Source organism: Dechloromonas sp. CZR5 (genome assembly GCF_008711155.1).
Taxonomy (GTDB): domain Bacteria; phylum Pseudomonadota; class Gammaproteobacteria; order Burkholderiales; family Rhodocyclaceae; genus Azonexus.
On sequence record NZ_VUYQ01000001.1, the window covers coordinates 313,553 to 337,786 of the forward strand.

Sequence of the window (24,234 nt, forward strand, 5' to 3'; positions counted from 1 at the left end):
GAGGCTACTTCGTCCCGCTCTTGTCGTCCGGTGTCGCGCTGGCGCCGGCCTTGACGCCGGCTTTGTCGAGCGAGGTCACGATACGCTCGCCGGGTTTCAGGCCATCCAGTACCTCGGTGTACTCCCAATTGGCCAGCCCGGCCTTGATGCGTCGTTCCTCCAGCTTGCCGCTGTCGGGGTTGTAGATCAGGACACGCCCGCCCTCCTGGATGGCGGCGGTCGGGGTACGAATGACCTTGTCGCGGCCGGAGAGGATGATTTCGACATCGGTGCTGTAGCCGACGAGCAGTTTGCCGGCTTCTTCGGGGTGTTCGAAGTCCACTTCGATGTCGACCGTTCGTGCCTGCTTTTCGACGGCGGAAACGTAAGGTGCAACCCGCCGGACCTTGCCGGGCAGGGTCTTGCCGGGCAGGGCATCCAGGGTGATGCGCACGGCCTGTCCAACGCGGATTTTGGGGGCGTCGACCTCATCCATGGGGGCCTTGACGTAGAGGCAGGAGTCGTCGATCAGGTCGATGGCGGGGGGAGTCGGCACGCCCGGGGGCGAGGGCGTCGAGTATTCGCCCAGTTCGCCGACGATCTTGGCAACGGTCCCGTCGAACGGTGCATAGAGCACGACGCGCCCCTGTTCGACGCGTGTGGCCTTGAACTTCGCTTCGGCCTGGGCGACATCGGCTTTTGCCGTGTTGCAGGCGGCGCGGTGGATTTCGGCGTCGGTGCGGGCGGCTTCTTCCTTGCTGGTCGAGACGAATCCCCTGTCGCGCAGTTCGCTCTGGCGGCGGGCTTCCTTTTCCGCATTGGCAGCGGCGATGCAGGCCTCGTCAACGCGGCGGGCGCTGAGCGCCATCTGTGCCTGGGCCAGCGCGGCATTGGCCTGTTGGTCGTCGTTCCATAGCTTGAGGAGCAATTGCCCCTTCTTCACCTTGTCGCCTTCCTTGACGCTGAGGTATTCGATTCGCCCGCCGACGATGGTCGACAGCTTGGTTCGCTGGCAGGCTTCGATGGTGCCGGCGCGGGTGTTGGCCAAGGTCGCCTCGACCTTGCCTTCGTCGACATCCTTGAGCGTAACCGCGACCGGCGTCGGGCGAGTCGCCGCGAAAATCCCGAGGCCGAGTACGACAAGAATCGCGAGGGCAATGGCAATCCGGCGCATGGGTGTGTCCTATCGAAAGCCCGGCAGCCATCCCGACTGCTGGTGGCCCCAGACCGGCTCGAGCACCCCCTGGTAGAGCGCTTCGATGACCGGGGGTTCGTGCCAGGGTTCGTTCATGAAGGTCAGGCCGACTTCTTCGACGGTTCTGCCGGACCAGTAGTAATCGGCTACTTCGTCCAGCGCGGTCAGCGACAGGCTGTGCGGCAGGCGCAGGTAGTCCAGCCAGCTGGCGTCGTGGAAAGAGCAGAGGTAAGCGCCCTTCGTTTGCGCGCAGACGAGGTTCTTTCCGAAAACGCGCTGCGGGTGCTTGGTCCGGAAGGTCATGGCATCGGTTCGCGTGGCGAACTGGAGCATGGCATGCAGGCGACTCGGGAAATGGTTGTAGCGACGTTGGCGGAAGTACTCGAGGTGGTACTCGGCAAAGTAATTCTGCACCGACAACAGCTGGTCTCCCGCGCTGGGTTCGCCACCCTCAGGAGCGGCCAGCGTGGCGCCAAACGGGCTGCCCTTCAGGATGTCCCAGCCGGGCAGGTCGGCACCCGGCTCAAGCCAGCAAAACAGCTCCAGCGTAGCGGTGTCCTTGATGAGGTTGTCCATGGGGCCAGAGGGGGTGGGCGAATAGCGGTATTTTGAACCAATGCCGCGATTAGGCCAATCGGCTTGATGCGCCCTGACCGAACTCATACCAAATATTTTGAACTGTCATATGATTCGGTTTTCATCGCTGCAAATGGGGAGACAGGGCTGGTGGGTGTTTTTTCCCAAAGGAAGTCGGATGACATAGTCTTTCGCCAGCGGCATCTCAGCTTGCGCAAGGCCTTGCTGACCGTACTTCTGGCGCTGGGAGGCATGTTGGCGATGATCAGTGTGGCGACCTTGAGCGCCTTGTCGGCGTATACCGACGCCTATGAAGCGGCCCGCCACAGGCAGGAGTCGATGGAGTTGATGGTCGAGGTGCATCGCGAGGTGGAACTCCTCAGCCGCCTGGTGTCTTCCTATGTGACGACAGCGAATCCACGCTACCTGATTTATTACTACGACATCCTGGCCATCCGCGAAGGCAGCAAACCGCCTTTGCAAGGCGTTTCCGCGACTTACTGGGAGGAGGTCGTCAGCGGCATGCGCAGCTATGTGCCGCCGCCGCCCGGGCAGGGGGATGCACTTTTCCAGCGCGGCAGCCGGCTGGGTTTCGATGCGGCGGAGCAGGCCATCCTGCAGCGGGTATTCCGCATTACCGATGCAATGAAAGAAGTCGAACAGGTCGCTTTCGCTGCCACGCAGGGTTTGTACGATCCGGTAAAGAAGGAAATGGTCTCCGAGGCCGAGCCGCAAACCGAGTTCGCGAACGCCTTGTTGCATGAGCCGCAATATCTCAAACATCGTGCGGATCTGGCGATCGCGGTTGCCGCCTTGTCTGCGCAAGTGGACCAGCGGACCAAGCTTGCACTCGTACAGGCGGGGGAAAAGCTCCGGCGCTGGATTGTTATTGCCTTGATGCTGCTCGTGTGGGCCGTTTTCGTGCTGATCTTCGGCTATTACTACCTGAAGCGGAACCTTTTGGCACCGTTGACTTCCCTTCACCAGACGGCGCTTGCCCTTGCCGAAAAATCTTATGGCAAGCGTGTCGGCGATATTCATGGTGTCGAGGAGGTGCATTCGCTGGCGACGACCATCGACAGCATGGCGACAGCCATCGAGGCCGACCTCGCTCAGCGCGAGCTCGTGCAGCGCGCCTTGCGCCAGGCGAGGGCCCGGGCCGAGGTGGCGGCCGAAACCAAGGCCATTTTCCTGGCCAACATGAGCCATGAAATCAGGACCCCGATGAATGCCATCATCGGCATGGCTTATCTTGCATTGAATTCCGGCCTGCCGGCGCGTCAGCACGATTACGTTTCCAAAATACACGTGGCAGCGAAATCCTTGTTGGGCATCCTCAACGATATCCTCGATTATTCAAAGATCGAGGCGGGCAAGGTGGCACTCGAAGCGGTGCGTTTCGATCTTGAAGAGGTTGTGCAAAACGCCTTGTTCATGGTGCAGGCCAAGGCGGAGGAGAAGGGGCTGGAGCTGATTCTCGACTTTCAGCCTTCGCCAGCCTTGCGTTGCCTGGTCGGCGATCCGTTGCGTCTGGGCCAGGTGTTGATCAACCTGCTGAGCAATGCCGTGAAATTCACGGAGCACGGCCACGTGTGCCTGCGGGTCATCCAGACGACCAATGAGTCTTCCCGGGCCATTGTTGCGTTTTGTGTCGAAGATACCGGTATCGGCATGACATCCGAGCAGCAGGGGCGCTTGTTCGGCGAGTTCACCCAGGCGGATGGCTCGACGACCCGAAAGTACGGTGGAACAGGCCTTGGGCTGGCTATTTCGAGGCGCCTTGTACTCGCGATGAGTGGCGATTTGCAGGTCGAGAGCACCTTTGGCGTGGGGAGCTCCTTCCGTTTTACCGTCGAGGTCCCGGTGGTGCCCGACGAGATCCCTGATGGGGGCCGCCAGGGGCTGGCGGTCCGTCGTGCATTGGTGGTGGACGATTACCCGGGCGCCCGGGAGTCGATGGCCAGGCTGCTGTCGGCAATGGGGTGTCCCTGTGTGGATTGCGTTGGGAGCGGAGAGGAGGCCTTGCTGCGTCTTACGGATGCCGGGGATGATTTCGAAGTCTACGATTTGCTGATCGTGGACTGGTTGCTGCCGGACATGACAGGCGGCGAGTTGATCGAGCGCTTGTCTTCAACGGCGGTCGGCTTGCCCGATTGCGTGATTGTCGTTTCTCCGAGCGATCCGGCACTCCTGCGCCAGGAGGCGGTCCAGGATGGAATCACCGAGGTCGTGCAGAAGCCGCTGATGCCTGGCGAGTTGACCAGAATATGCCTCAGTGCGGGAGAAGAGGCCGCGAGGGCTGTACCGTCTCATGCCGTGCCGCGGCTTGTTGCCCGGGTACTGGAAGGGATGAATGTCCTGTTGGTCGAGGACAACGCGATGAGTCAGCAGATTGCCTGCGAAATGCTCGGCGGCTGGGGGGCGCGCGTTGAAATAGCCGGCAACGGCCAGGAGGCTCTCGATTGCGTTGCGGCACATGCGCCGCAATATTTTGCAGCCGTTCTCATGGATATCGAGATGCCGGTGATGGATGGCCGGGAGGCGACGCTGCGCCTGCGCGGGGATCGTCGTTATGCCGATCTGCCCATCATTGCCATGACGGCCCACGTGGTGGGTCATGGCATGAATGACACGCTGGCACAGGGGGTGTCGGCCTATATTGCGAAGCCGTTCGAACCCGAGGTCTTGCTGGCCATGCTTCAGCGTTATTGGCATGGCGTTGACGCCCATGAGGCGTCGGCTCCCCGCTTGTGCGAGGGCGAAGATGCGTTGTTCTTGCGGGCGCTGGAGGGAGTCGCCGCAATCGACTCCGGTATTCTGCTACGTCGCTTTGCCGGGCGTATTCCGTTCCTGAAAAGGGCGTTGCGGCAGTTTGTCGATGATTACCTGCGCTGGCTCGAATCCGTCGAGGCCAACCTGGCGCGGGGGGATACGGATACCGCACGGCGTCAGGCGCATACGCTGAAAGGATTGGCCGGTACCTTTGCCATGACTTCTCTGCAGTCGGCACTTGCCGTTCTGGAGTCGGCCTTGGCCGAGGGGGGCGGAGTCGACACAGAGCTATGCGCCGTACGCAGCCACTTGTCCGCCTTGCTTCCGTTGTTGCAAGGATTACCCTTTGCGCATGGCGAGACGCTTGCCCGTGATGCCGAATCACTTGATTCGGTGCTTGAGCATCTGCGCCAGCAACTGCACGAAGGGGACGGTGAAGCCGAGGAACTATGGCGTCAGAACAAGGAGCGCCTGACGGTGTTGTTCAGTCCGCGTCAGATCGCGGCAATTGATTACGCCATCAGGCAATGGAATTTTGCCGAAGCACTGGATATTCTTGGTAGCTTCGAGCGGAGAAGCGGAGGAGCGCCATGAGCGACGAACGCGCAAGCATCCTGGTGATCGACGATACCCCGGGGAATCTCAGCCTGTTGAACCAACTGTTGCGTACCCAGTATCGCGTCAAGCTGGCCAATAGCGGTGCGCGCGGGCTCGAACTGGCCGCGATGTCGCGACCGGACCTGATCCTGCTTGACATCATGATGCCGGAAATGGACGGCTACGAAGTATTCCGCAAGCTGAAGGCCGATCCATCCACCAGCAAGGTTCCCATCATATTCCTGACGGCCAAGTCGGGGGCCGAGGATGAGGAGCGGGGCTTGGCCATGGGGGCCGTCGATTTCATTCACAAACCGATTGCGCCATCGGTTGTTCTGGCTCGGGTACGAACCCATTTGCAAATCCGGAACTGGCAAATTTTTCTTGAAGACAAAAGCGCCTGGCTCGAGAAGGAGGTGGAGGCGCGTGTCAGCGAAGTGTTCCGTTTGCAGGAGGCGACCATCAGGGTGATGGTGTCGCTTGCCGAGTTTCGTGACGAATGCACCGGTAATCATATTCGACGCACTCAGGATTACGTCCGTCTGCTGGCCGAATACCTGAGCCGTCAGCCCAGGGATGGTGCATTTCTCGGGCGCGACCAGATCGATCGTATCGCCAAGGCTTCCCCTTTGCACGATATCGGGAAAATTGCGATACCGGACCACATCCTGCTCAAGGCGGGGCGCCATACGCCCGAAGAATTCGAAATCATGAAAACCCACAGCATCAAGGGTGAAAGCATGTTGCAGCGCTCCTTGCGGGAAATGGGCGGAGACAACGAAATGCTGGTGTTTGCCTGCCAGATTGCGCGTAGCCACCATGAGCGCTGGGATGGCAGCGGATATCCGGATCGACTGGCCGGTGAAGCAATACCGCTTGCTGCACGTCTCATGGCTGTTGCCGATGTTTACGATGCCCTGCGCTCAAGGCGCCCATATAAAGAAGCATTCAGTCATGCCGAGGCAGTGGAAATCGTCGTTCAAGGGCGCGGCACTCACTTCGATCCCCTGCTGGTAGAGGCTTTTCTCGCATTGGAGAGCGTTTTTGCGGAAATTGCCATTAAACTGGCGGACGAGTAATTTGTCATGACAAGAGTATCCGAAGTGAATATGCCGAATCGTATTCTTGGGGGAGTGGCTGCCTTCGTCTTTGTTGCGCATGCCGCACCCGCGCTGGCCGTAGACCTCACGTGGTCGGGATTCGGAACGCTGGGCTATGCCCAGTCCGATCAGCCGGTCAACTATCAGCGCTTCATTGATGAAAAAGGGACATTCAAGCGCGATAGCATTCTCGGTGCGCAAGTCGACGCGCGTTTCTCGCAGCAGTGGGGTGCAACCGTTCAGGCCAAAGCGGCACCATCGGATCACTACGATACGCAATGGCAGGCTTCGGTGGCTTGGGCTTTCGTTTCCTGGCGACCGAGCGACGATTGGTTGATTCGCGTCGGAAAATTGCGCCTTCCGTTCATGTTGAATACCGAAAACGCCGATGTCGGCGCAACCTACGATTTTGTGCGGCTGCCGTTGGAGGTCTATTCGATTGCGCCAACCACCGACGTGGTGGGCATCAGCGTCAGTAAAACCTGGTTCGGAGAGCAGTTGGACTGGACGGCCGAGGGCTATTCCGGGAAAGCCAGTACGTATTGGCGCTATTACGGGCGAGACCGGACGCTCGAATCCACTTCGCCAGGCAGCTGGTTCTTGCCGGTGGACATGAAAAGCACAGGATTGGTCCTGACGGCACGTAACCTGGAGCACGTTTTCAGGGTTGGCTACCATGAGGGAGAGGCTTCTCGTCCGGGGGTGAAGAGCGGCGCAGGTTTTGAGCTCGGAAACTGCCCGGGCGCCCCTGTCCCCGGGTGCTACAACCTTTCCAGCGGTGGTGTCGACAGTCTGCGGGTGCCCATTCTGACCTTGGGGGCGAGTGTGACGCTTCCGGAGAATTTCAAGTTAACCGGCGAGTTCGGCAAGGCCAGGATCGAAAGTGCCAGCCGAGGGCTGAGTCGTTGGGGGGCATATCTGGCGATATCAAAGCGTATCGGCGCCTGGACGCCATACGCCTACTACGCCAAGGTCAAGTCGTCCGGGGAGGCCCTCGATTTGTACCAGCGCATCAACGGAAATGCATCAAACGTAGCGTCGCCGTGGCGAGGCTATCAACGCGTTCTCGCCGATATTACCGTCCCCTATGACCAGACAACCCTGGCGCTGGGAACCTCTTTTTGGGTGACGGCGAAAAGCGTGCTCAAGGCGGAATGGTCGCGCATCGATACGCAAGTGGCGTCCAGTTTTATTGATGCGCCGGTGGGGGGGGAAAGCGGCAACAGGCATATCGACGTGTTCTCGCTGTCGTATAGCTTTACCTTCTAGTCCATGAAGTTACACTTTCTGACCCTTGTGACCAGTCTGCTTCTTCTGAGGCCGGCTGTCGTCTATGCGGGGGAAGAAGTGCTGATCATCGGACATTCGGCATTGCCGAAGACCGACAAACTGACCGTGCAGCGCCTTTACACCGGACGCGCCGTCAGCATCGGGCAGCAGCAGGTGCTGCCAATCAACCTGCCGACCGGCAACCCGGTCCGTGATGATTTTCTGTTGACTTGCATGGAGCAAAGCGAGGAGCAGTACACAGGGTACTGGCTGGTTCGGCGCTATGTTGGCAAGGGTGCGCCACCGCAGGAGATGGGCAGTGTCGATGAGGTGATCAAGTATGTCCAGGCGACGCCCGGAGCGATCGGCTATGCTCCCGCGTCGAAAGTGCCTCGTGGCGCCAATGTGATTTTCCGGCGCTGATCTGCTCGAGTGATACTGGCTTTTTTTGCTGGGCGTGCTAATCTGAAAGCGTGTGAGGTGTGCAGCAAATCTTGCATGTTGTGGTCGTACCCGCTGCGCTGCTGGAGATTCTATGGCAGTTTTCGCAGGGAATATTTCTTGAGATTACCGAGTAGCACTCCTTGACGGCGAATAGCCGTAATGCCCCGGCCGAAAGAGCAGGGGCCGCAGTAACCGAAGCCCGTGCCTGAACAGCATGGGCTTCACGTTTTTGGGATCAGCAAATGCAGATACAGCGTCACGGCACGACACGCCGTTACTCCGACAGTGTGGTGCACAATGGAACCGTCTATCTGGTTGAAGTGCCTGCGAACCCCGACGGCGATATCGCCGAGCAGACAGGCAACGTGCTGGCCAGCGTAGACCGCTTGCTGGCCCAGGCCGGAAGTGCGCGGGACCGCTTGTTGATGGTCACGATCTATCTGGCGGACATGGCCGATTACGATGCGATGAATGCCGTCTGGGACGATTGGGTGCCGGCGGGCTGTGCGCCGACTCGCGCTTGTGTCCAGGCCCGCTTGGCCAATCCGGACTGGCGTTTGGAATTGGCTGTGACAGCTGCAACATGAGTGCCGGTATTCAGGACGATCCTCGCCTGGCCTTGATTGCAGAAAGCTACCATCGCCTGATCGGGCGGCCGCTCGTCCATTCCGCTCCGGATGTCGCATTGGCCTTGTGGGAGGCGCCACGGGTGATCGTCGCGCACGGTATGCAGGACGATCCCGTGTTTTTCTACGGTAACCGGCTGGCCTTGCAGGTGTTCGAGATGGATTTTTCCGCCTTTGTGCAGCTTCCTTCACGCTATTCGGCGGAGCCGCTGGCGCGCGACGAACGGGCGCGCCTCCTGGAACGCGTTGCACGCGATGGTTTCATCGACGACTACGCCGGCGTGCGTATTTCCGCCACGGGGAAACGTTTTCGTATCGTGCAGGCAGAAGTCTGGAATCTGGTGGACGCCGATGGTGTCTGCCATGGGCAGGCAGCAAGCTTTGCGCATTGGCAGCCGCTTCCGTAAAGGCTGGCCGCTCAATCCGCCAATTCTGCATCGCTATCGCAGCCTTGGCCGGCGGCGATGCTGCGGGCAAAAAAGCGCCGCGCCAAGCTATGCGCTCCTGCGGGTAGCGGCAGGTAGCGTTCCGGGTGGTCCAGCAATCCGCAGGTGTAGCGTCTTCCTTCCTCGGACCACGCCAGCGCCGGGCATGGGCCGCGGCGTTTCAGGAAGCGAAGCATGGCAAGCGGGCAGGTCTCCAGCGCGCAGCACACGCCGCAGCCGTTGCAGGGAGCGCCGATGGCCGGTTTGGTCGGGGCTTCGGCATGCAATTCAATGATCCGCTCTTTCATGCGGTGTAATGAACCACTTTCCGGGGAAATGATCAAACGCCTACCCCTGTCCGGAAAGGAGTTTGCGATGAAGAAACTGTTATGCGGATTGTTGGCCCTTGCATTTTCCCTGACGAGTCTGAATGTGCTGGCCTGTTCTGGCGACAAGGCAAAGGACGAAAAGCAGATGAGTACACCGAGCAAGCCCAAGGTCTGAGCGGCGTTCCATCAAACGAAGGCGGCAGTGGCCGCCTTTTTTATTTTCGGCGTGTACTCAGGAAAAGTTCGGGATCGACCGGGGTGTTGTTGAGGATCACCGCCCAGTGCAGGTGCGGCCCGGTCACCCGGCCGGTCGCGCCGATGGCGCCGAGCGGCTCGCCGCGTTTGACTGTCTGGCCGGGGCGTACGTCGATGCGCGAAAGGTGCATGTAGGCCGTGATCAGCCCTTGTCCGTGGTCGAGGAAAACGGTATTGCCGTTGAAGAAATAGTCGCCGGTGTTGGCGACGACCGCATCGCTGGGGGCATGGACGAGCGTTCCGCTGCTGGCGGCAACGTCCAGACCGGCGTGCGGATTACGCGGCTGGCCGTTGAAGAAGCGGCGCAGGCCGAAGCGCGATGACAGCGGCCCGGGTGAGGGCTGGTCGAGCGCGGTGTCCGGCGGGGTCTCCGAAAAACGCTTCTTTACCGCCTCGGTCACCTTTTGCTCGCGCTCGATACGAACGATGTCCTCCGGCGAGGGTTCGACCTTGCGCTTGTCCTTGATGGTCAGGCGTTGTTCCGGGTAATTCCTGATGCCGATGGCGACGGTTTTGGGTTCGATGGCGCCGCCCTTGCTCACACGGATTTCCAGCTCTCCGGGCAGGGTATCGAGCGGGATGCCAAGCAGGGCGAACCAGCGGCCCCGTTCATTGACCACGGCCAGTGCTTGTTCGCCCCAGCGCGCCAGCGGAGCCGCTTGTGTGGCAGGTCCGAGGTCGATGACCGCTACGCCGCCGGGGACCGGCGCATTCTGCGGCAGGGCAAAGGCCTGCAGGGCGTTGGCCAGCAGCAATGGCGGGATGAGGCGTTTCATGTCGCGTTTTGTCGGGTAGGCCCGCATCAGCCGAGGCTACCGGCTGCGTCGGGATTCAAAAAGGCCGGAATTAAAGACTGGCGGCCTTGAACGTGTTGCACTGGTTCATGTCGCCGCTGTCAAAGCCGCGTTTGAACCAGCGCACGCGCTGTTCCGAGGTGCCGTGGGTGAAGCTCTCCGGTACGATGCGCCCTTGTGCCTGTTGCTGCAGGCGGTCGTCGCCGATGGCCGTGGCAGCGGTCAGGGCCGCTTCAAGATCGCCCGGTTCGAGCACCTTCTTCATCGTGTCGGTGCGCTTGCCCCAGACGCCGGCCAGGCAGTCGGCCTGCAATTCCATGCGTACGGACAAGGCGTTGCCCTCGGCCTTGCCGGCCTGCTGGCGGGCCTGGTGGACCTTGTCGGCGATGCCGAGCAGGTTCTGGATGTGATGGCCGACCTCGTGGGCGACGACGTAGGCCTGGGCGAATTCGCCGGGGGCGTGGAAGCGCTCCTTGAGCTCGCGGTAGAAGGCGAGGTCGATATAGACCTTGTGGTCGCCGGGGCAGTAGAACGGCCCCATGGCGGTCTGGCCGGTACCGCAGGCGGTCGGCGTGGCGCCAGTGAACAGCACCAGCTTGGGCGCTTCGTACTGGCGGCCGTTCTGGCGGAAGGTCTCGGTCCACACATCCTCGGTAGATGCCAGCACCTTGGAGACGAAACGCGCCGATTCGTCATTGGCTGGCGGTTTGTGCGCGGCCGGCGCCTGCTGGTGGGCAATCGGCGTCTGCTCGATGATGCCGAGCAGGGTCATCGGGTTGATGCCGGTAAAGTAGCTGATGGCCAGCGCCAGGATGACCCCGCCGATGCCGACTCCGCCCACGCCAACGCCGCCGCCCCCCCGGCGGTCTTCGATGTTGTCGCTTTCGCGGTAGTCGTCCATGCGCATGGCAATTTCCTTTTAGCGGTATTGATTGATGGCGTCGCGGGTTTCCTGCGCCACTTTACGGGCGGCTGCGGCAAACCCGTCGTCCTTGCCAGCGTACAGGATGGCACGGGAGGAATTGATCATCAAGCCGGTACCATTGCCGGTTTTCCCCGCCTTGACGGTGGCCTCGATGTCGCCCCCCTGGGCGCCGATGCCCGGCACGAGCAGGGGCATGTCGCCGACGATGGCGCGCACGCGGGCGATTTCGGCCGGGAAGGTGGCGCCGACGACGAGGCCGATCTGGCCCGTACTGTTCCAGTCGCGGGCGGCCAGAGCGGCAACGCGCTCATACAATTTTTCACCATTTACTTCGAGGAACTGCAGGTCCGAGCCACCCGGGTTGGAGGTACGGCAGAGCAGGATGACGCCCTTGTCCGGATAGGCGAGGTAGGGTTCCACCGAATCGCGGCCCATGTAGGGGTTCACGGTAACGGCATCGGCCTTGTAGCGCTCGAAGGCCTCGACGGCGTACTGCTCGGCGGTGGAGCCGATGTCGCCACGCTTGCTGTCGAGGATGACCGGGATGCCCGGATGTTTTTCATGGATATGGGCGATCAGCGCTTCCAGCTGGTCTTCGGCGCGGCGGGCGGCGAAGTAGGCGATCTGCGGTTTGAACGAGCAGACCAGGTCGGCCGTGGCGTCGACGATGGCGGCGCAGAATTCGAAGATCGCGTCGTCGCGGCCCTTCAGGTGGGCCGGGAATTTGGCCGGGTCGGGATCGAGGCCGACGCAGAGCAGGGAATTGTTTTTCCGCCATGCGGCGTTCAGTTGGTCGATAAAGGTCATGCGGAATCCTTCGGGAGATAGCGGGAAAACTTGTCCGGCAGCAGGCAGGTCTGCAGGCTGCGCTGGGTGAAGATGAAGCGGCCGTCGCAGACGAAACCGAGTTGCTGCCAGTCCACTTCCTTGTTGAGCATCATCGTGCATTCGATCAGGTCGCGGCGCTGCATGCGGCGGTTGTTGGTGAACAAGGCCAGGATGGAACCGTCGAAAGCATGACAGTCGTGCAGGAAGAAGGGTTCCTGTCGGCGGGTGCGACCATTGACGTAGATACGCGGCAGTTCGTTGATCGGAAAATGGCGGCCCCACTGCCACCAGTTGCCTTCGTCGAACTTGCGTACGCGGCGGGCGAGCAGCTCATCCTTGTGCTTGTCGAGGTGCGGGTGCTTGATGCCGTACAGCATGCGCCGGGTGTCGCCGGTTTCGCCGGTCTTCGAATACACGAATTCCATGTTGCCCTTGGGGTGGGCAAACAGGTGGTCGGCCCCGGACACGGCGCCGACCTTGACGGTGAATACGTCGGCAAAGCGGACGCGATGATTGTCGCGCAGGAACATCAGCTGGCCGTCGACCTCGGTGAAAATCCGCCCGTCGGCCATGTGGCGGTCCAGGCGTCCCTTTTCAAAGCGGAAAATGGCGCAGTTGGGCGTTGCCCCGTCGAATACGCGGACATCGCCGGTCTCGTAGAAGTGCGTGATGCTGCCCTGTTGGTATAGCCAGGCATTCAACTTCTTGGCGGCCGTCAGCTTGATGAACTCGCGCGGTACGATGAAGACCAGCTCGCCGCCCGGCTTCAGATGGCGCACGGCCTTCTCGATGAAGAACAGGAAGAGGTTGCTGCGCGCATCGAAGAGCTCGGACTTCAGGCGCTTTTTGGTGTCGGCTGCGACATCCTGATAGCGCACGTAGGGCGGGTTGCCAACGATGGTGTCGAACTGCTCGCTGAGCGGATAGGCGAAGAAATCGCGTACCGTGGCCCCTTCCGGTGCGACGCGGGCGTCGATCTCAATGCCCACGACATCGGCACCACGTTGGCGCAGGGTGGCGAAAAAGGCCCCGTCGCCGGCCGACGGTTCCAGGACCCGGCCCTTGTTTTGGCAGAGGTCGAGCATGAAAGCCACCACGTCGGGGGGCGTGAATACCTGGCCGAGTTGTGCGACGTCCAGCGGCATCAATGGCTATTGTCGGGTTTCCGGGCGGCAAGGTCGGCCGCCGCCTTCTCGCGCGCCCTCTTTTCCCAGTAGCGCTCGTTCTTGCTCTCGTCGGCGAAGCGGAAGCGGCCGGCGAGCTCGCAGCCTTTCATGCCGGGGTTGCATGGCAGGTTGTTGATCTTGGTGCACCGGTCATCGACTTCATGCGGGCAGCCCCAGCTTCCGGCCATTTCAGTCCACCTTGCCCCACGAGTCCTTGAGCGTCACGGCCCGGTTGAAGATCGGGGCGCCGGGCCGCGAATCGACGCGGTCGGCGGCGAAGTAGCCGTGGCGCTCGAACTGGAAGCGCTGCTCGGGCAAGGCCTCCTTCAGGCTGGGCTCCAGTTGGGCGGTGATGATGGTCTTCGAAGCCGGATTGAGATCGTCGAGGAAGTTGCGCTCCAGCTCCGGTGCATCGCCCTCGCGGCGTGCGCCGGGGGCGGCGACGCTGAACAGGCGGTCGTAGAGGCGAACTTCGGCCGGGTAGGCATGGGCGACCGATACCCAGTGCAGGTTGCCCTTGACCTTGACGCTGTCGGCGCCCGGCGTGCCGGACTTGGTATCGGGCAGGTAAGTGCAATGCACGGCGACGACCTTGCCGTTCTCGTCCTTGTCGCAGCCGGTGCATTCGACGATGTAGCCGTACTTCAGGCGTGCCTTGTTGCCCGGGAAAAGTCGGCGGAAGCCCTTTTCCGGAACCTCCTGGAAGTCCTCGCCCTCGATCCACAGCTCGCGGCCGAAGGGCATGATGCGCGTGCCGAGTTCCGGATGCAGCGGGTGGTTGGTGACCGTGCAATCCTCGAACTGGCCTTCCGGGTAGTTGTCGATGATCAGCTTGAGCGGATCGAGCACGGCGACGCGGCGCTGGTCGGATTCGTTCATGACCTCGCGCATGGCGTCCTCGAACAGCACGTAGTCGATCAACGAATCGTTCTTGGTGACGCCAATGCGGTCCATGAACAGCTTGAAGCCTTCGGCCGAGTAACCGCGGCGGCGGGCGCCGACCAGGGTCGGCATGCGCGGATCGTCCCAGCCTTCGACGTGCTTTTCCTCGACCAGCTGGATGAGCTTCCGTTTGGAGAGGACGACGTAGGTCAGGTTGAGGCGTGAGAATTCGATCTGCTGCGGCAGCGGGCGTTGCAGCAGGCCGCCTTCGGCCAGGCGTTCGAGCAGCCAGTCGTAGAACGGGCGCTGATCCTCGAATTCCAGCGTGCAGATCGAGTGCGTGATGTTTTCCAGCGCGTCTTCGATAGGGTGGGCGAAGGTGTACATCGGATAGACGCACCACTTGTCGCCGGTATTGTGGTGGGTGGCGTGGCGAATGCGGTAGATGGCCGGGTCGCGCAGGTTGATGTTGGGCGAGGCCATGTCGATCTTGGCGCGCAGGATGTGGGCGCCGTCCGGGAATTCGCCCGCCTGCATGCGCTTGAAAAGGTCCATGTTCTCGGCGACGCTGCGGCCGCGGAAGGGCGAATCCTTGCCCGGCTGGGTCAGGGTGCCGCGGTTGGCGCGCATTTCGTCGGCCGACTGGCTGTCGACGTAGGCGTGGCCGGCACCGATCAGGTATTCGGCAAATTGGGCCATCCAGTCGAAGTAGTTCGAGGCCTGGTAGAGGTTGGTTTCGCCGGCCTGTTCCCACGAGCAGCCGAGCCATTTGACCGAATCGACGATGGCGTCGACATATTCCTGCTCTTCCTTCTCCGGGTTGGTGTCGTCGAAGCGCAGGTGGCAGCGGCCGCCGTAGGCCTGGGCGAGCCCGAAGTTGAGCAGGATGGACTTGGCGTGGCCGAAATGCAGGTAACCATTCGGCTCGGGCGGGAAGCGGGTGCGGATTTTCGCCGGATCGAGCGGTGCGGCGGCATGGTCGGCGGCGGTGCCGGGCCGGCCGGCCCAGTGGCGCTGGGCGTGCTTGCCGGCGGCGAGGTCGGCCTCGACGATGTTTCTGATGAAATTGGCGACAGGTGTCGGGGTGCTGGCGGGCTGGTTGGGGCTGCTCACGGGTTGAACCTCTTTGATTAAGCGCGTTATTTTAACCGCCTGGGGCGCTTCAGACAGTAGAATTCGGGCATGTCCTTCCTGCCCCAGCTCTCCGCGCTCAACTTCCTCGCCGTCGGCGCCGGTGCCGCGCTCGGTGCCTGGAGTCGCTGGTTGCTCGGTTTGGCCCTCAATCCGCTGTTCATCGCCCTGCCGCTCGGTACGCTGGCGGCAAATTTGCTCGGCGGCTACCTGGTTGGTGTTGCGGTCGGCGTCTTTCACCTCAATACGCATTTCCCGGCGGCCTGGAAGCTGTTCGCGATCACCGGTTTTCTCGGTGGCCTGACCACCTTCTCGACCTTTTCGGCCGAAGTCGTCGAGCGTTTGCTCGCCGGCCAGCCGGCCTGGGCTATCGGCCTGGCCATGGTGCATCTGGCCGGCTCCCTGACGGCGACCTGGCTGGGCCTGCTGACGGTCGGTGCTACCCGCATCTGGGCTTGAACCGGCAGGGCAAGGCTGGCCTGTCACGAACCTGCAATACAAAACCGGAAAAATACGCGCCTCACTAAACCGAAGCGGGAGAATTCCATGCGTGCTTTTCTGGCAACCTCTGCCATTGCCCTCGGCCTGACCGGCTGTGCCACCCAAGCCCCGGCACCAGCCGACAAGCCGCTTGCCCCGGCCGCTGCCGCACCGGCTCCGAAGGCGCCGCAATGCTGGAACGGCGATGCCGGCAAGTTTGAAGATGTCGGCAGCAAGGCCAGCATTTCCGGCGTTGTCGTGGTCTGCGAAAAGACCTCGGATGGCAAGAACGCCCAGTGGATGGGCGCCGGCAAGAAATAAGCCGTAGCGCCTGCTAGCGCAGGCGTTTGCCGAAGGCGGCCGACCAGTTGCCCAGATGGCGCTCCACTTCGGTCGTATAGCCTGTGTCTTCGCCTAGTTGGGCGTTGATCTCGGCGTGTGTCTTGTCCATGCGCAGCAGCTCGGCCGATGTGCCGAGGCCTCGTGCCTTGGCGACAAACGCTTCCGCCTGCGGGCAGGCATTTGCCCGGCGGCTGGAGCAGACGGTCAGCAGCGGGGCGGTGGCCTGGTGCAACTGCTGGTGGGGCGAGGCGGCCAGCCAGTCAGCCGGAGCGCTGCCGAAGGCGCGGTCGTAGAGCCGCGGGTGCCGACCCTCCATGACGGCCGGCACGTCGAGGGCGCCGCTGTCGAGCAGCACCGTGCCGCGCCAGGGACGTACCCCGGCTTCGTCCTGCAGGTCCGGGCGGGCGGCAAGCAGGGCGATCAGGTGTGCCCCGGCCGAATGTCCCATCAGCACGATATTGTTGCGGTCGATGCCGAGTTTTTCCGCATCCTGCTGGATGGCAGCCAGTGCCTTGGCGACATCCCTGGCCTGTTCGAGAGGGGGCGCCTTGGGTTGCATGCGGTAGTTGATGCTGGCGAAGGCGATGCCGCGCGGCACCCAGCGCGCCACCTTGTTGTCCACAACACGGCCCATTTCCTTGTCGCCGAGGCGCCAGGCGCCGCCATGCACCATCAGGATCAGCGGTGCTGTCTTGCTCTGCGGCGGTGCATAGAGATCGAAAAGCTGCTCCGGTGCCGGGCCGTAGGGGATGTCGGCCAGCGTCGGCGGCGTTCCGGCTGCGGTCGCGGCGCATTGTCCGAACAGCAGGAGGGCGACGATCAGGCGGGGTAGCGGCATGGAGATTTCTCGCCTTGTGTCAGACGGAGGACAGCATCGAGCGCAGGGCTCCGGCTTGTGTCGAAAGCAGGCCGAGTGCACCGCAGTTGAGCAGCACCGTGGCCCCGAAGACCAGCTGGAACGAAGTCTTCGCGGATTTGTGGCGCAGATGCTGTTGGGCAATCAAGGCGCCCGGCCAGCCGCCCATCAGGGCAAGCAGGTGCAGCGTGCTTTCCGGCGTACGTCGGCTGCCTTGGCGCGCCGCAGACTTGTCGATCCTGTAGGTGACGAAGGTGACGAGACTGGCGGCGGCATAAAGCCAGATCATGGGCCACGGCAGCTTGCCGGTCAGCGCGGCGAGCGTCAGGATGGCGAAAAACAGGCTGCATGCCCCCATCGGCCACCAGTTCAGACTTTGGGATGTCACACGCCCGTTTCTGCCGCGTCCCCGCGCATCAGTCGATTGGGTGATTCGTCCTTGGTGGCGCATGCGGGGCGGGGCAGCTAAAACAAGCGGATCAGGTGATTGGCCAATTCACGCTCGCTGACAAAGGTCAGGTCGTACATGGCGGTGAATGCCCTGGCGTTGTCATCGCTCAGTCCGGCAATGCACATGATGAAATGACGAGCATCAACCCCCAGGCGCTTTCTGAGAGCGAGATGGCGTTCAATGTTCTGACGGAACTCACCGCTTCGCATTCGATGCAGATTGATAGGGGTGGATAGGTAGCGGGCAGTATATCGACTGCCGTGTGTAACAAAAACAGGTAGCATGCCGCCCCTTATCTGGCAGACTCGGGGAAGGGCGCGGTGGCCGTTTCCTTGCTTTCCGCGTCTGACTGAACGAATGCGTAACCGCCTGGAAAAGACATGACACACGATCTCGACTACCAAAACAATCCACTGCACGGCGTCAGCCTGAAACAACTGGTGACTGAGGTAGCCCAGCACTATGGATTCAAGATTCTCTACGCCTACTTGAACATCAATTGTTTTGCGAATAACCCGAGCGTTGAATCCGCCGTGAAATTCCTGAAAAAAACCGATTGGGCGCGGGAGAAGGTCGAGGCCTTTTATTTGTATCAGTTCAAGGGCTTGCCGCGAGCGTCCGCCGAGCAATTTGAGCTGCCGCCGCGCGACCGTGTCGTGCCGCCGGACCAGAAGCCGGGCCGGCCGGCTGAATTGAGCCTGGAAGACGCGGAGCGGCTGCGCGAGAAGCGCGCCAAGAAGGCGGCCCAGCATGACCGCGCAGCGGCCCCGCGTACCGCTTCTGGCAAGCGTGTCGAGCGTGTGGCGGAGGCTCCTGATGCCGACCCTTGGGCCAAGTGGAGAAAATAGCGGCGGCCGGGCGAATATAATGCGGCCCCATGGCTACTCCCTCCCGCAAGCGCGCTGCGCACGATGAGCTTTCCCGCACCTTTCTGACGGCTGACGCCAGGCGCCTGCTGGCTGTCCGGCGTGAGTTGTCGCGTTCTGCCGGGGAAAAGCAGCAGAAGCTGCAGGACGATCTGGCAGCCTTGCTGGGAGCCTCGCAGGCCGGCGTCGAAGCACGCCGCACCCGGCTGCCGAAACCTGAGTTCCAGGCAGAGCTGCCGGTCAATGAGCGGCGGGCCGATATTGCCGAGTTGATTGCCCAAAACCAGGTGGTGATCGTCTGCGGTGAAACCGGCTCGGGGAAGACGACGCAGCTGCCGAAGATCTGCCTCGACCTCGGTATCGGCGCGCGCGGCCTGATCGGCCATACCCAGCCGCGCCGTCTGGCCGCCCGTTCGGTGGCGACCCGACTGGCACAGGAGCTGAAAACCCAGGTCGGCGCTGGGGTTGGCGTCAAGATTCGTTTTCACGACAAGACAACGCCGGAGAGCTGGGTCAAGCTGATGACCGACGGCATCCTATTGGCCGAGTCGCAGAGCGATCCCTATTTGAACGCCTACGAGGCGATCATCATCGACGAGGCGCACGAGCGCAGCCTGAACATCGACTTCCTTCTCGGCTATCTGAAGCAACTGCTGCCGAAGCGGCCGGACCTGAAGCTGATCATCACCTCGGCGACGATCGATGCCGAGCGTTTCTCGCAGCATTTCAACGGCGCACCGGTTATCGAAGTGTCCGGCCGTCTGTATCCGGTCGAGGTGCGCTATCGCCCGGTCGACGATCTCGACAAGCAGGACGACGAGCGCGACCTGTACGACGCCATCGTCGATGCGGCCGATGAGGTTTCCCGGCTGGGGGCGGGCGACATCCTTGTCTTCCTGCCCGGTGAGCGGGAAATCCGCGAGGCGGCGGAAGCCTTGCGCAAGCACGCGCTGGCCCGGCCTGGACTCAGTACGGCGCATGCGCCGGAAATCCTGCCGCTGTTCTCCCGTCTCTCGGCCGGCGAGCAGGACCGCATCTTCAAGCCTTCGGGCAACCAGCGGCGCATCGTCTTGGCGACCAACGTCGCCGAAACCTCGCTGACCGTTCCCGGCATCCGCTACGTCATCGATACCGGGCTGGCCCGGGTCAAGCGTTATTCGTACCGCAACAAGGTCGAGCAGTTGCAGGTTGAGAAGATTTCGCAGGCGGCGGCACGCCAGCGCGCCGGCCGTTGCGGCCGGGTAGCGGCCGGTGTCTGCGTGCGGCTCTACGACGAGGCGGATTTCAACGCCCGGGCACCGTTTACCGATCCGGAAATCCTGCGTTCCTCGCTGGCCGGGGTCATCCTGCGCATGAAGTCGCTGCGCCTGACCGACGTCGAGACTTTCCCGTTCATCGAGCCGCCGCCCAACAAGGCGATCAGCGACGGCTACGCGCTGTTGCAGGAATTGGGTGGGCTGGACGACGAGAATCGCCTGACCAAGGTCGGCGAGGCGCTGGCCAGGTTGCCGCTCGATCCGCGTATCGGGCGCATGCTGGTCGCCGCCCGCGACCTCGGCTGCCTGACCGAGGTGCTGATCATCGCCGCCGGCCTGTCGACGCAGGACCCGCGCGAACGGCCGCAGGAGCGTCAGCAGGCTGCGGACGAAAAGCACAAGCTGTTTGCCGACGAAAAGTCGGAATTCCTCAGTTGGGTGAAACTGTGGGCCTGGTTCAAGAACGCCGTCGACCACAAGAAATCGAACAAGTCGCTGGTCGACACCTGTCATGCCCATTTCCTGTCCTACCTGCGCTTGCGCGAATGGCGTGAGGTGCATGGCCAGTTGCACGCCATGGTCACCGAGCTGGGCTGGAAGGAAAACGACATCCCGGGTACTTACGATGCCATCCACATGGCCTTGCTGTCGGGCCTGCTCGGCAACATCGGCTGCAAGTCGGACGAGTCCGGCTACTACCTCGGTGCCCGTGGTATCCGCTATTTGATCCACCCCTCGTCGCCGCTGCAGAAAAAGGCCGGCAAGTGGATCATAGCGGCTGAGATCACCGAGACGACGCGCCTGTTCGGTCGCTGCGTCGCCCGCATAGAAGATGGCTGGATCGAGAAAGTGGGCGCTCACCTTATCAAGCGCCAGTACTTCGACCCGCACTGGGAAAAGAAGGCCATGCAGGTCGCCGGCTGGGAGCGGACGACGCTCTATGGCATCGTGATCAACCCCAAGCGGCGCATCCACTACGGCCCGCTGGCGCCGGCCGAGGCGCGCGAGATTTTCATCCGCCAGGGGCTGGTCGCCGAGGAAATCGACGAGAGTTTCGCCAAGCGCTGGCCTTTCTTCCAGCACAACCAGAAGCAGATTCGCGACATCGAGAAGATCGAGCACAAGCAGCGCCGCCAGGACGTGTTGGTCGACGACGAGCTGATCTATGCCTTCTACGACCACCTGATTCCCGAAGGCATCCACAACGGCGCCACCTTCGACCACTGGCGCAAGACGGCCGAGCAGGAAAACCCCAAGCTGCTCTTCCTGGCCAAGGACGACCTGATGCGCCACTCGGCGGCCGGCGTGACGACCGAGGCTTTCCCGCATCACCTCAAGGTCGGCGGCGTCGATTACGCGCTGAGCTACCATTTCGAGCCGGGCTCTCCGAAGGACGGCGTGACGCTGACCCTGCCGCTGGCGCAGTTGAACCAGATTCCGGCGCTGCGCATGGAATGGTTGGTGCCGGGGTTGCTCAAGGAAAAGCTGGTGCAGCTGATCAAGACGCTGCCGCAGAAAATCCGCGCCAAGCTGGTGCCGGTGCCGGAATTCGTCGAGGAATTCATCGCCGCGACGGCAGGCAACGACCGCAAGATGAACGCCGGCCTGATCCCGCCGTTGATCGACTACATCCTCGAAGCGCGTGGCCTCAACGCCCGTGGCTGGGCCGTGACGCCGGACGCTTTCCGCCCCGACGCGCTGCCGTCGCACTTTTCGATGAACTACAAGCTGATCGACGAGCACGGCCGGCAACTGGACATGAACCGCAGCCTGGTCGCGCTGCGCGGCGAATGGGGCAAGGAGGCGAAGGAGGAGTTCGCCGAGCTGCACGAAACGCCATCCGAATACACGCAACTCACCGACTGGACTTTCGGCGAGCTGCCGGAGTTGATGGAGGTGCCGGTCGGCAAACAGACCGTGATCGGCTATCCCGGGCTGGTCGACGATGGCGAAACGGTCAGCCTGAAGGTTTTCGATTCAGCCGAGGAAGCCGCCGAAACGCACCGCAAGGGTCTGGCCCGTCTGTTCATGCTGCAGTTCAAGGAGCAGGTGAAGTACTTCGACAAGAACGTGCCGGGCATCACGCAGATGGGTATGCAGTACATGGCGCTGGGCACGACTGACGAACTGAAGCGGCAGATCGTCGACCTGACCTTCGAGCGCGCCTGCCTGACCGAGCCGCTACCAACCACGCCGGAAGCCTTCAAGGCGCGCTGCGGTGAGGCCAAGGCGCGGCTGGGTTTGATCATGCAGGAGGTTTGCCGCCTGGTCGGTACCATCCTGGCCGAATGGCAGGCGGTGACCAAGAAGCTGCCGGCCTTCAAGGCGCAGGCGGCGGTGGTGGCTGATATCGAGGCGCAGTTGAAGCGGCTGGTCGGCAAGCATTTCGTCGTCGATACGCCCTTCGAGCGTCTGCAGCATTTTCCGCGCTACCTGAAGGCGATCGGTGTCCGGCTCGACAAGCTGAAGGCGGCACCGGCGCGCGACGCCCAATCGATGGCCGACTACGCCAAGTTGTGGACGAACTACGAGCGGCGGGCGCTGCAACTGGCCAAGATGGGGACGGTCGATCCCCAGGTCGAGCAGTTCCGCTGGCTGCTGGAGGAATTGCGTGTCGGCCTCTACGCGCAGGAACTCCGGACACCGGTGCCGGTCTCGGTCAAGCGTCTGGAAAAACAATGGGAAGGAATCAAACATGGGTAATGCGATGCTCGCCCTGGCGCGCACCTTCGGTAACCTGCGCAGCAGAAAGGTTTGGCTCTATGTGCTGACGCCGGCCATCGTCTCGTTGCTGTTCGCCATCGGCCTTGCCGTTGGCACGCTCGGCTGGGTGGTCCAGCAGATGATGGAATTTCCACCGATGACCCTGCTGGTGGGCTGGGGGCTGGTCTGGCTGGCGCATATTCTCGCCTATCTCGGGGGCTGGATGGCGATCTTCGCCCTGGCCTATCTGGTGGCTTCGCTGCTCGCGGCCATTGTCATCATGCCGCTGATGCTGCGTCATCTGTCGCAAACCGAGTATCGCGACGTGGCGGCGATGGGGCGTGACAGCTTTGTCGCGGCGGCGCTGAACAGCGTCGGCGCCTCGCTGGTCTTCGTCGTCGCCTGGGTGGCAACCATTCCGCTGTGGCTCATTCCCGGTTTCTCGTTGCTGATTCCGCTGTTGCTGATGGGCTGGCTGAACCGTCGCACCTTCGCCTACGACGCGCTGTCGATGCACGCCACCGACAGCGAGTGGGCGAGCCTGCGGGAGGCGCACAAGGCACCGCTGTTCATGCTCGGCCTGACCATGGCGCTGCTGGCGCACATTCCGCTCCTTGGCCTGCTGGCGCCGGCGCTGGCGGCGCTGTCATTCGTCCATTACGGGCTGGAAGCCCTGCGCCGTTCGCGCGACGGCGCGGTCGTCACCATCGAGGGGGAACGTCTATGAGCCGTACCTTTGGCGCCGTGATCATCGGCGATGAAATCCTGTCGGGAAAGCGGCAGGACAAGCACTTTGCGAAAATTGCCGAACTGCTCGGGGCACGCGGCCTGCGCCTGTCCTGGGTCGAATACCTGGGCGATGACCGCCAGCGTCTGGCGGCAACGTTCAAGCGCACGATGGCGTCCGGCGATGTCGTCTTTTCCTGTGGCGGCATCGGCAATACGCCGGACGACCACACCCGACAGGCTGTCGCGGCGGCTCTCGGTGTGGGGCTGGAACTGCATCCAGAGGCTTTTGAGGAATTGAAGCTCCGCTTCGCCGGCGAGGAGATCACCGACCAGCGCAAGTTGCTGGTTACCTTTCCGGCCGGGGTGCGGATGATTCCCAACCCGTTCAACCGCATCGCCGGCTTCATGGCCAAGGAGCACTACTTTGTGCCCGGTTTCCCCCAGATGGCGCACCCGATGATCGAATGGGCACTCGATACCTTCTACAAGGCCGAATTTCAGCCGGTAACGGATACCGTGGAGAAGGCCTACCTGCTGACCGGGCCAGCTGCCTATGAGAGCGCGCTGCTCGACCTGATGGAGCGCATCGTCGCCGACTATCCGACGCTGCGCCTTTTCTCCCTGCCGTCGCTGGTCGGCAAGGAGCGTAAACACCTCGAGCTCGGGGTGGAAGGTGCTCCGGCCTTGGTCGACAAGGCGATGGCGGACATTCGAGCCGAGGTCGAACGACGCGGTATCAGCTGGAGTTGGCGGCCATGAAGCCGGCACAGCACCCGACAGCCCTGCGTACGCAGGGCTTGCTTGCCGATGCCGGTTTGCCGGTGCAGGTGGTCGAATTCGAACAGCCGACGCGGACCAGCGCCGAGGCGGCCGAAGCGATCGGCTGCTCGGTGGCGGAAATCGCCAAATCAGTCGTCTTTCGCAACAAGACGGCCGGTGGTGCGGTGGTGGTCGTCGCCAGCGGCGCCAACCGCGTCAGCGAAACCAAGGTAGCGGCTAGCCTGGGCGTCAAGCTGGGGCGGGCCGATGCCGATTTCGTCAGGGAGGCAACCGGCTATGTGATCGGCGGCGTGGCGCCACTCGGACATACCGGGCCGGTTCGGCTGCTGCTCGACCGCGATCTCCTGCAGTACGAGACGCTCTGGGCGGCGGCGGGAACGCCGTTCTCGGTGTTCCCGCTGGCACCGGCAGCCTTGCAGGCATTGACCGGGGCCGATTGGGCGGATATTCGCCAGGACTGATTCGACGGCGCTTCCGG

26 protein-coding genes are annotated in these 24,234 nt (G+C 62.3%); 14 read left to right on the forward strand and 12 right to left on the reverse strand.

From position 1 onward, the window contains the following. Positions 1–4: 4 nt before the first annotated feature. Both F1002_RS01535 and F1002_RS01540 read right to left on the reverse strand, forming a co-directional pair. Positions 5–1,153, reverse strand: a complete 1,149-nt coding sequence (locus tag F1002_RS01535; RefSeq protein ID WP_150427268.1) for an efflux RND transporter periplasmic adaptor subunit — start codon at positions 1,151–1,153, stop codon at positions 5–7. 9 nt (positions 1,154–1,162) lie between these two features. Further along, complete coding sequence (locus tag F1002_RS01540; RefSeq protein ID WP_150427269.1) at positions 1,163–1,750, reverse strand: hypothetical protein; 588 nt, start codon at positions 1,748–1,750, stop codon at positions 1,163–1,165. A gap of 210 nt (positions 1,751–1,960) precedes the next feature. Between F1002_RS01540 and F1002_RS01545 the strand changes: the two genes are divergently transcribed. The 6 genes from F1002_RS01545 to F1002_RS01570 all read left to right on the forward strand — a co-directional run bounded on the left by F1002_RS01545 (position 1,961) and on the right by F1002_RS01570 (position 8,965). Beyond that, positions 1,961–5,116 carry a response regulator gene (locus F1002_RS01545; protein WP_191090273.1) on the forward strand — a complete coding sequence of 1,052 codons (3,156 nt, stop codon included), beginning with the start codon at positions 1,961–1,963 and terminating at the stop codon, positions 5,114–5,116. Further along, entirely contained in the window at positions 5,113–6,198 is a 1,086-nt protein-coding gene (locus F1002_RS01550; protein ID WP_150427271.1) for a two-component system response regulator, read from the forward strand. The genes F1002_RS01545 and F1002_RS01550 overlap by 4 nt, the downstream gene beginning before the upstream one ends. A 6-nt stretch (positions 6,199–6,204) precedes the next feature. Then, positions 6,205–7,488 carry a hypothetical protein gene (locus F1002_RS01555; RefSeq protein ID WP_150427272.1) on the forward strand — a complete coding sequence of 428 codons (1,284 nt, stop codon included), beginning with the start codon at positions 6,205–6,207 and terminating at the stop codon, positions 7,486–7,488. 78 nt (positions 7,489–7,566) lie between these two features. Beyond that, positions 7,567–7,911, forward strand: a complete 345-nt coding sequence (locus tag F1002_RS01560) for a hypothetical protein (RefSeq protein ID WP_223879417.1) — start codon at positions 7,567–7,569, stop codon at positions 7,909–7,911. 263 nt (positions 7,912–8,174) lie between these two features. Further along, complete coding sequence (locus F1002_RS01565; protein WP_150427274.1) at positions 8,175–8,519, forward strand: RidA family protein; 345 nt, start codon at positions 8,175–8,177, stop codon at positions 8,517–8,519. After that, positions 8,516–8,965: an MEKHLA domain-containing protein gene (locus F1002_RS01570; protein ID WP_150427275.1), complete on the forward strand. Its 450-nt coding sequence runs from the start codon at positions 8,516–8,518 to the stop codon at positions 8,963–8,965. Before F1002_RS01565 ends, F1002_RS01570 begins: the two co-directional genes overlap by 4 nt. Before the next feature lie 11 nt (positions 8,966–8,976). On the opposite strand, the gene F1002_RS01575 is transcribed toward F1002_RS01570, so the two are convergent. Then, positions 8,977–9,291: a hypothetical protein gene (locus F1002_RS01575; protein ID WP_150427276.1), complete on the reverse strand. Its 315-nt coding sequence runs from the start codon at positions 9,289–9,291 to the stop codon at positions 8,977–8,979. Positions 9,292–9,358: 67 nt separating this feature from the next. Here F1002_RS01575 and F1002_RS21365 point away from each other — a divergent pair, with 67 nt between their 5' ends. After that, positions 9,359–9,487 carry a hypothetical protein gene (locus F1002_RS21365; RefSeq protein ID WP_255584426.1) on the forward strand — a complete coding sequence of 43 codons (129 nt, stop codon included), beginning with the start codon at positions 9,359–9,361 and terminating at the stop codon, positions 9,485–9,487. A gap of 40 nt (positions 9,488–9,527) precedes the next feature. On the opposite strand, the gene F1002_RS01580 is transcribed toward F1002_RS21365, so the two are convergent. The 6 genes from F1002_RS01580 to F1002_RS01605 all read right to left on the reverse strand — a co-directional run bounded on the left by F1002_RS01580 (position 9,528) and on the right by F1002_RS01605 (position 15,275). Next, positions 9,528–10,343 (reverse strand): peptidoglycan DD-metalloendopeptidase family protein, encoded by an 816-nt coding sequence (locus tag F1002_RS01580; protein ID WP_150427277.1) that lies wholly within the window; start codon positions 10,341–10,343, stop codon positions 9,528–9,530. A gap of 70 nt (positions 10,344–10,413) precedes the next feature. Continuing rightward, positions 10,414–11,268, reverse strand: coding sequence for a neutral zinc metallopeptidase (locus F1002_RS01585; protein ID WP_150427278.1), 855 nt, complete (start codon positions 11,266–11,268; stop codon positions 10,414–10,416). Positions 11,269–11,280: 12 nt separating this feature from the next. Continuing rightward, positions 11,281–12,093 carry an orotidine-5'-phosphate decarboxylase gene (gene pyrF, locus F1002_RS01590; RefSeq protein WP_150427279.1) on the reverse strand — a complete coding sequence of 271 codons (813 nt, stop codon included), beginning with the start codon at positions 12,091–12,093 and terminating at the stop codon, positions 11,281–11,283. Beyond that, positions 12,090–13,259, reverse strand: a complete 1,170-nt coding sequence (locus F1002_RS01595) for a class I SAM-dependent methyltransferase (protein WP_150427280.1) — start codon at positions 13,257–13,259, stop codon at positions 12,090–12,092. The genes pyrF and F1002_RS01595 overlap by 4 nt, the downstream gene beginning before the upstream one ends. After that, positions 13,259–13,468: a hypothetical protein gene (locus F1002_RS01600; protein WP_150427281.1), complete on the reverse strand. Its 210-nt coding sequence runs from the start codon at positions 13,466–13,468 to the stop codon at positions 13,259–13,261. The genes F1002_RS01595 and F1002_RS01600 overlap by 1 nt, the downstream gene beginning before the upstream one ends. A gap of 1 nt (position 13,469) precedes the next feature. Then, positions 13,470–15,275: a glutamine--tRNA ligase/YqeY domain fusion protein gene (locus tag F1002_RS01605; protein ID WP_150427282.1), complete on the reverse strand. Its 1,806-nt coding sequence runs from the start codon at positions 15,273–15,275 to the stop codon at positions 13,470–13,472. Between the two features lie 69 nt (positions 15,276–15,344). Between F1002_RS01605 and crcB the strand changes: the two genes are divergently transcribed. Next, positions 15,345–15,752, forward strand: coding sequence for a fluoride efflux transporter CrcB (gene crcB / locus F1002_RS01610; protein ID WP_150427283.1), 408 nt, complete (start codon positions 15,345–15,347; stop codon positions 15,750–15,752). An 87-nt stretch (positions 15,753–15,839) separates the two neighbouring features. Further along, positions 15,840–16,094, forward strand: coding sequence for a hypothetical protein (locus tag F1002_RS01615; protein WP_150427284.1), 255 nt, complete (start codon positions 15,840–15,842; stop codon positions 16,092–16,094). A 13-nt stretch (positions 16,095–16,107) separates the two neighbouring features. Here F1002_RS01615 and F1002_RS01620 read toward each other — a convergent pair whose 3' ends face one another. The 3 genes from F1002_RS01620 to F1002_RS01630 all read right to left on the reverse strand — a co-directional run bounded on the left by F1002_RS01620 (position 16,108) and on the right by F1002_RS01630 (position 17,706). Continuing rightward, positions 16,108–16,953: an alpha/beta hydrolase gene (locus F1002_RS01620; protein WP_150427285.1), complete on the reverse strand. Its 846-nt coding sequence runs from the start codon at positions 16,951–16,953 to the stop codon at positions 16,108–16,110. Positions 16,954–16,972: 19 nt separating this feature from the next. Then, on the reverse strand, positions 16,973–17,359 hold the full coding sequence (locus tag F1002_RS01625; RefSeq protein ID WP_223879418.1) for a DUF1294 domain-containing protein: 387 nt from the start codon (positions 17,357–17,359) through the stop codon (positions 16,973–16,975). A gap of 77 nt (positions 17,360–17,436) precedes the next feature. Beyond that, positions 17,437–17,706: a hypothetical protein gene (locus tag F1002_RS01630; protein ID WP_150427287.1), complete on the reverse strand. Its 270-nt coding sequence runs from the start codon at positions 17,704–17,706 to the stop codon at positions 17,437–17,439. 96 nt (positions 17,707–17,802) lie between these two features. On the opposite strand from F1002_RS01630, the gene F1002_RS01635 reads away from it, so the two are divergent. The 5 genes from F1002_RS01635 to F1002_RS01655 are packed head-to-tail and all read left to right on the forward strand — an operon-like array spanning position 17,803 to position 24,217. Beyond that, positions 17,803–18,270 carry a VF530 family DNA-binding protein gene (locus F1002_RS01635; RefSeq protein ID WP_150427288.1) on the forward strand — a complete coding sequence of 156 codons (468 nt, stop codon included), beginning with the start codon at positions 17,803–17,805 and terminating at the stop codon, positions 18,268–18,270. A 29-nt stretch (positions 18,271–18,299) separates the two neighbouring features. Further along, positions 18,300–22,247 carry an ATP-dependent RNA helicase HrpA gene (gene hrpA, locus F1002_RS01640; protein ID WP_223879419.1) on the forward strand — a complete coding sequence of 1,316 codons (3,948 nt, stop codon included), beginning with the start codon at positions 18,300–18,302 and terminating at the stop codon, positions 22,245–22,247. Beyond that, entirely contained in the window at positions 22,240–22,974 is a 735-nt protein-coding gene (locus tag F1002_RS01645; protein ID WP_150427289.1) for an EI24 domain-containing protein, read from the forward strand. The genes hrpA and F1002_RS01645 overlap by 8 nt, the downstream gene beginning before the upstream one ends. After that, a complete protein-coding gene (locus F1002_RS01650; protein WP_150427290.1) occupies positions 22,971–23,735 on the forward strand; it encodes a molybdopterin-binding protein in 765 nt (254 codons plus the stop codon). Before F1002_RS01645 ends, F1002_RS01650 begins: the two co-directional genes overlap by 4 nt. Further along, complete coding sequence (locus F1002_RS01655) at positions 23,732–24,217, forward strand: YbaK/EbsC family protein (protein ID WP_150427291.1); 486 nt, start codon at positions 23,732–23,734, stop codon at positions 24,215–24,217. The genes F1002_RS01650 and F1002_RS01655 overlap by 4 nt, the downstream gene beginning before the upstream one ends. Positions 24,218–24,234: the final 17 nt, after the last annotated feature.

What these genes read in the sequence shown, in the direction of transcription:
- F1002_RS01535 (WP_150427268.1), bottom strand. Translation starts at nt 1,153, where the DNA reads ATGCGCCGGATTGCCATTGCCCTCGCGATTCTTGTCGTACTCGGCCTC.
- F1002_RS01540 (WP_150427269.1), bottom strand. Translation starts at nt 1,750, where the DNA reads ATGGACAACCTCATCAAGGACACCGCTACGCTGGAGCTGTTTTGCTGG.
- F1002_RS01550 (WP_150427271.1), top strand. Translation starts at nt 5,113, where the DNA reads ATGAGCGACGAACGCGCAAGCATCCTGGTGATCGACGATACCCCGGGG.
- F1002_RS01555 (WP_150427272.1), top strand. Translation starts at nt 6,205, where the DNA reads ATGACAAGAGTATCCGAAGTGAATATGCCGAATCGTATTCTTGGGGGA.
- F1002_RS01565 (WP_150427274.1), top strand. Translation starts at nt 8,175, where the DNA reads ATGCAGATACAGCGTCACGGCACGACACGCCGTTACTCCGACAGTGTG.
- F1002_RS01570 (WP_150427275.1), top strand. Translation starts at nt 8,516, where the DNA reads ATGAGTGCCGGTATTCAGGACGATCCTCGCCTGGCCTTGATTGCAGAA.
- F1002_RS01575 (WP_150427276.1), bottom strand. Translation starts at nt 9,291, where the DNA reads ATGAAAGAGCGGATCATTGAATTGCATGCCGAAGCCCCGACCAAACCG.
- F1002_RS21365 (WP_255584426.1), top strand. Translation starts at nt 9,359, where the DNA reads ATGAAGAAACTGTTATGCGGATTGTTGGCCCTTGCATTTTCCCTGACG.
- F1002_RS01580 (WP_150427277.1), bottom strand. Translation starts at nt 10,343, where the DNA reads ATGAAACGCCTCATCCCGCCATTGCTGCTGGCCAACGCCCTGCAGGCC.
- F1002_RS01585 (WP_150427278.1), bottom strand. Translation starts at nt 11,268, where the DNA reads ATGCGCATGGACGACTACCGCGAAAGCGACAACATCGAAGACCGCCGG.
- pyrF (WP_150427279.1), bottom strand. Translation starts at nt 12,093, where the DNA reads ATGACCTTTATCGACCAACTGAACGCCGCATGGCGGAAAAACAATTCC.
- F1002_RS01595 (WP_150427280.1), bottom strand. Translation starts at nt 13,259, where the DNA reads ATGCCGCTGGACGTCGCACAACTCGGCCAGGTATTCACGCCCCCCGAC.
- F1002_RS01600 (WP_150427281.1), bottom strand. Translation starts at nt 13,468, where the DNA reads ATGGCCGGAAGCTGGGGCTGCCCGCATGAAGTCGATGACCGGTGCACC.
- crcB (WP_150427283.1), top strand. Translation starts at nt 15,345, where the DNA reads ATGTCCTTCCTGCCCCAGCTCTCCGCGCTCAACTTCCTCGCCGTCGGC.
- F1002_RS01615 (WP_150427284.1), top strand. Translation starts at nt 15,840, where the DNA reads ATGCGTGCTTTTCTGGCAACCTCTGCCATTGCCCTCGGCCTGACCGGC.
- F1002_RS01620 (WP_150427285.1), bottom strand. Translation starts at nt 16,953, where the DNA reads ATGCCGCTACCCCGCCTGATCGTCGCCCTCCTGCTGTTCGGACAATGC.
- F1002_RS01630 (WP_150427287.1), bottom strand. Translation starts at nt 17,706, where the DNA reads ATGCTACCTGTTTTTGTTACACACGGCAGTCGATATACTGCCCGCTAC.
- F1002_RS01635 (WP_150427288.1), top strand. Translation starts at nt 17,803, where the DNA reads ATGACACACGATCTCGACTACCAAAACAATCCACTGCACGGCGTCAGC.
- hrpA (WP_223879419.1), top strand. Translation starts at nt 18,300, where the DNA reads ATGGCTACTCCCTCCCGCAAGCGCGCTGCGCACGATGAGCTTTCCCGC.
- F1002_RS01645 (WP_150427289.1), top strand. Translation starts at nt 22,240, where the DNA reads ATGGGTAATGCGATGCTCGCCCTGGCGCGCACCTTCGGTAACCTGCGC.
- F1002_RS01650 (WP_150427290.1), top strand. Translation starts at nt 22,971, where the DNA reads ATGAGCCGTACCTTTGGCGCCGTGATCATCGGCGATGAAATCCTGTCG.
- F1002_RS01655 (WP_150427291.1), top strand. Translation starts at nt 23,732, where the DNA reads ATGAAGCCGGCACAGCACCCGACAGCCCTGCGTACGCAGGGCTTGCTT.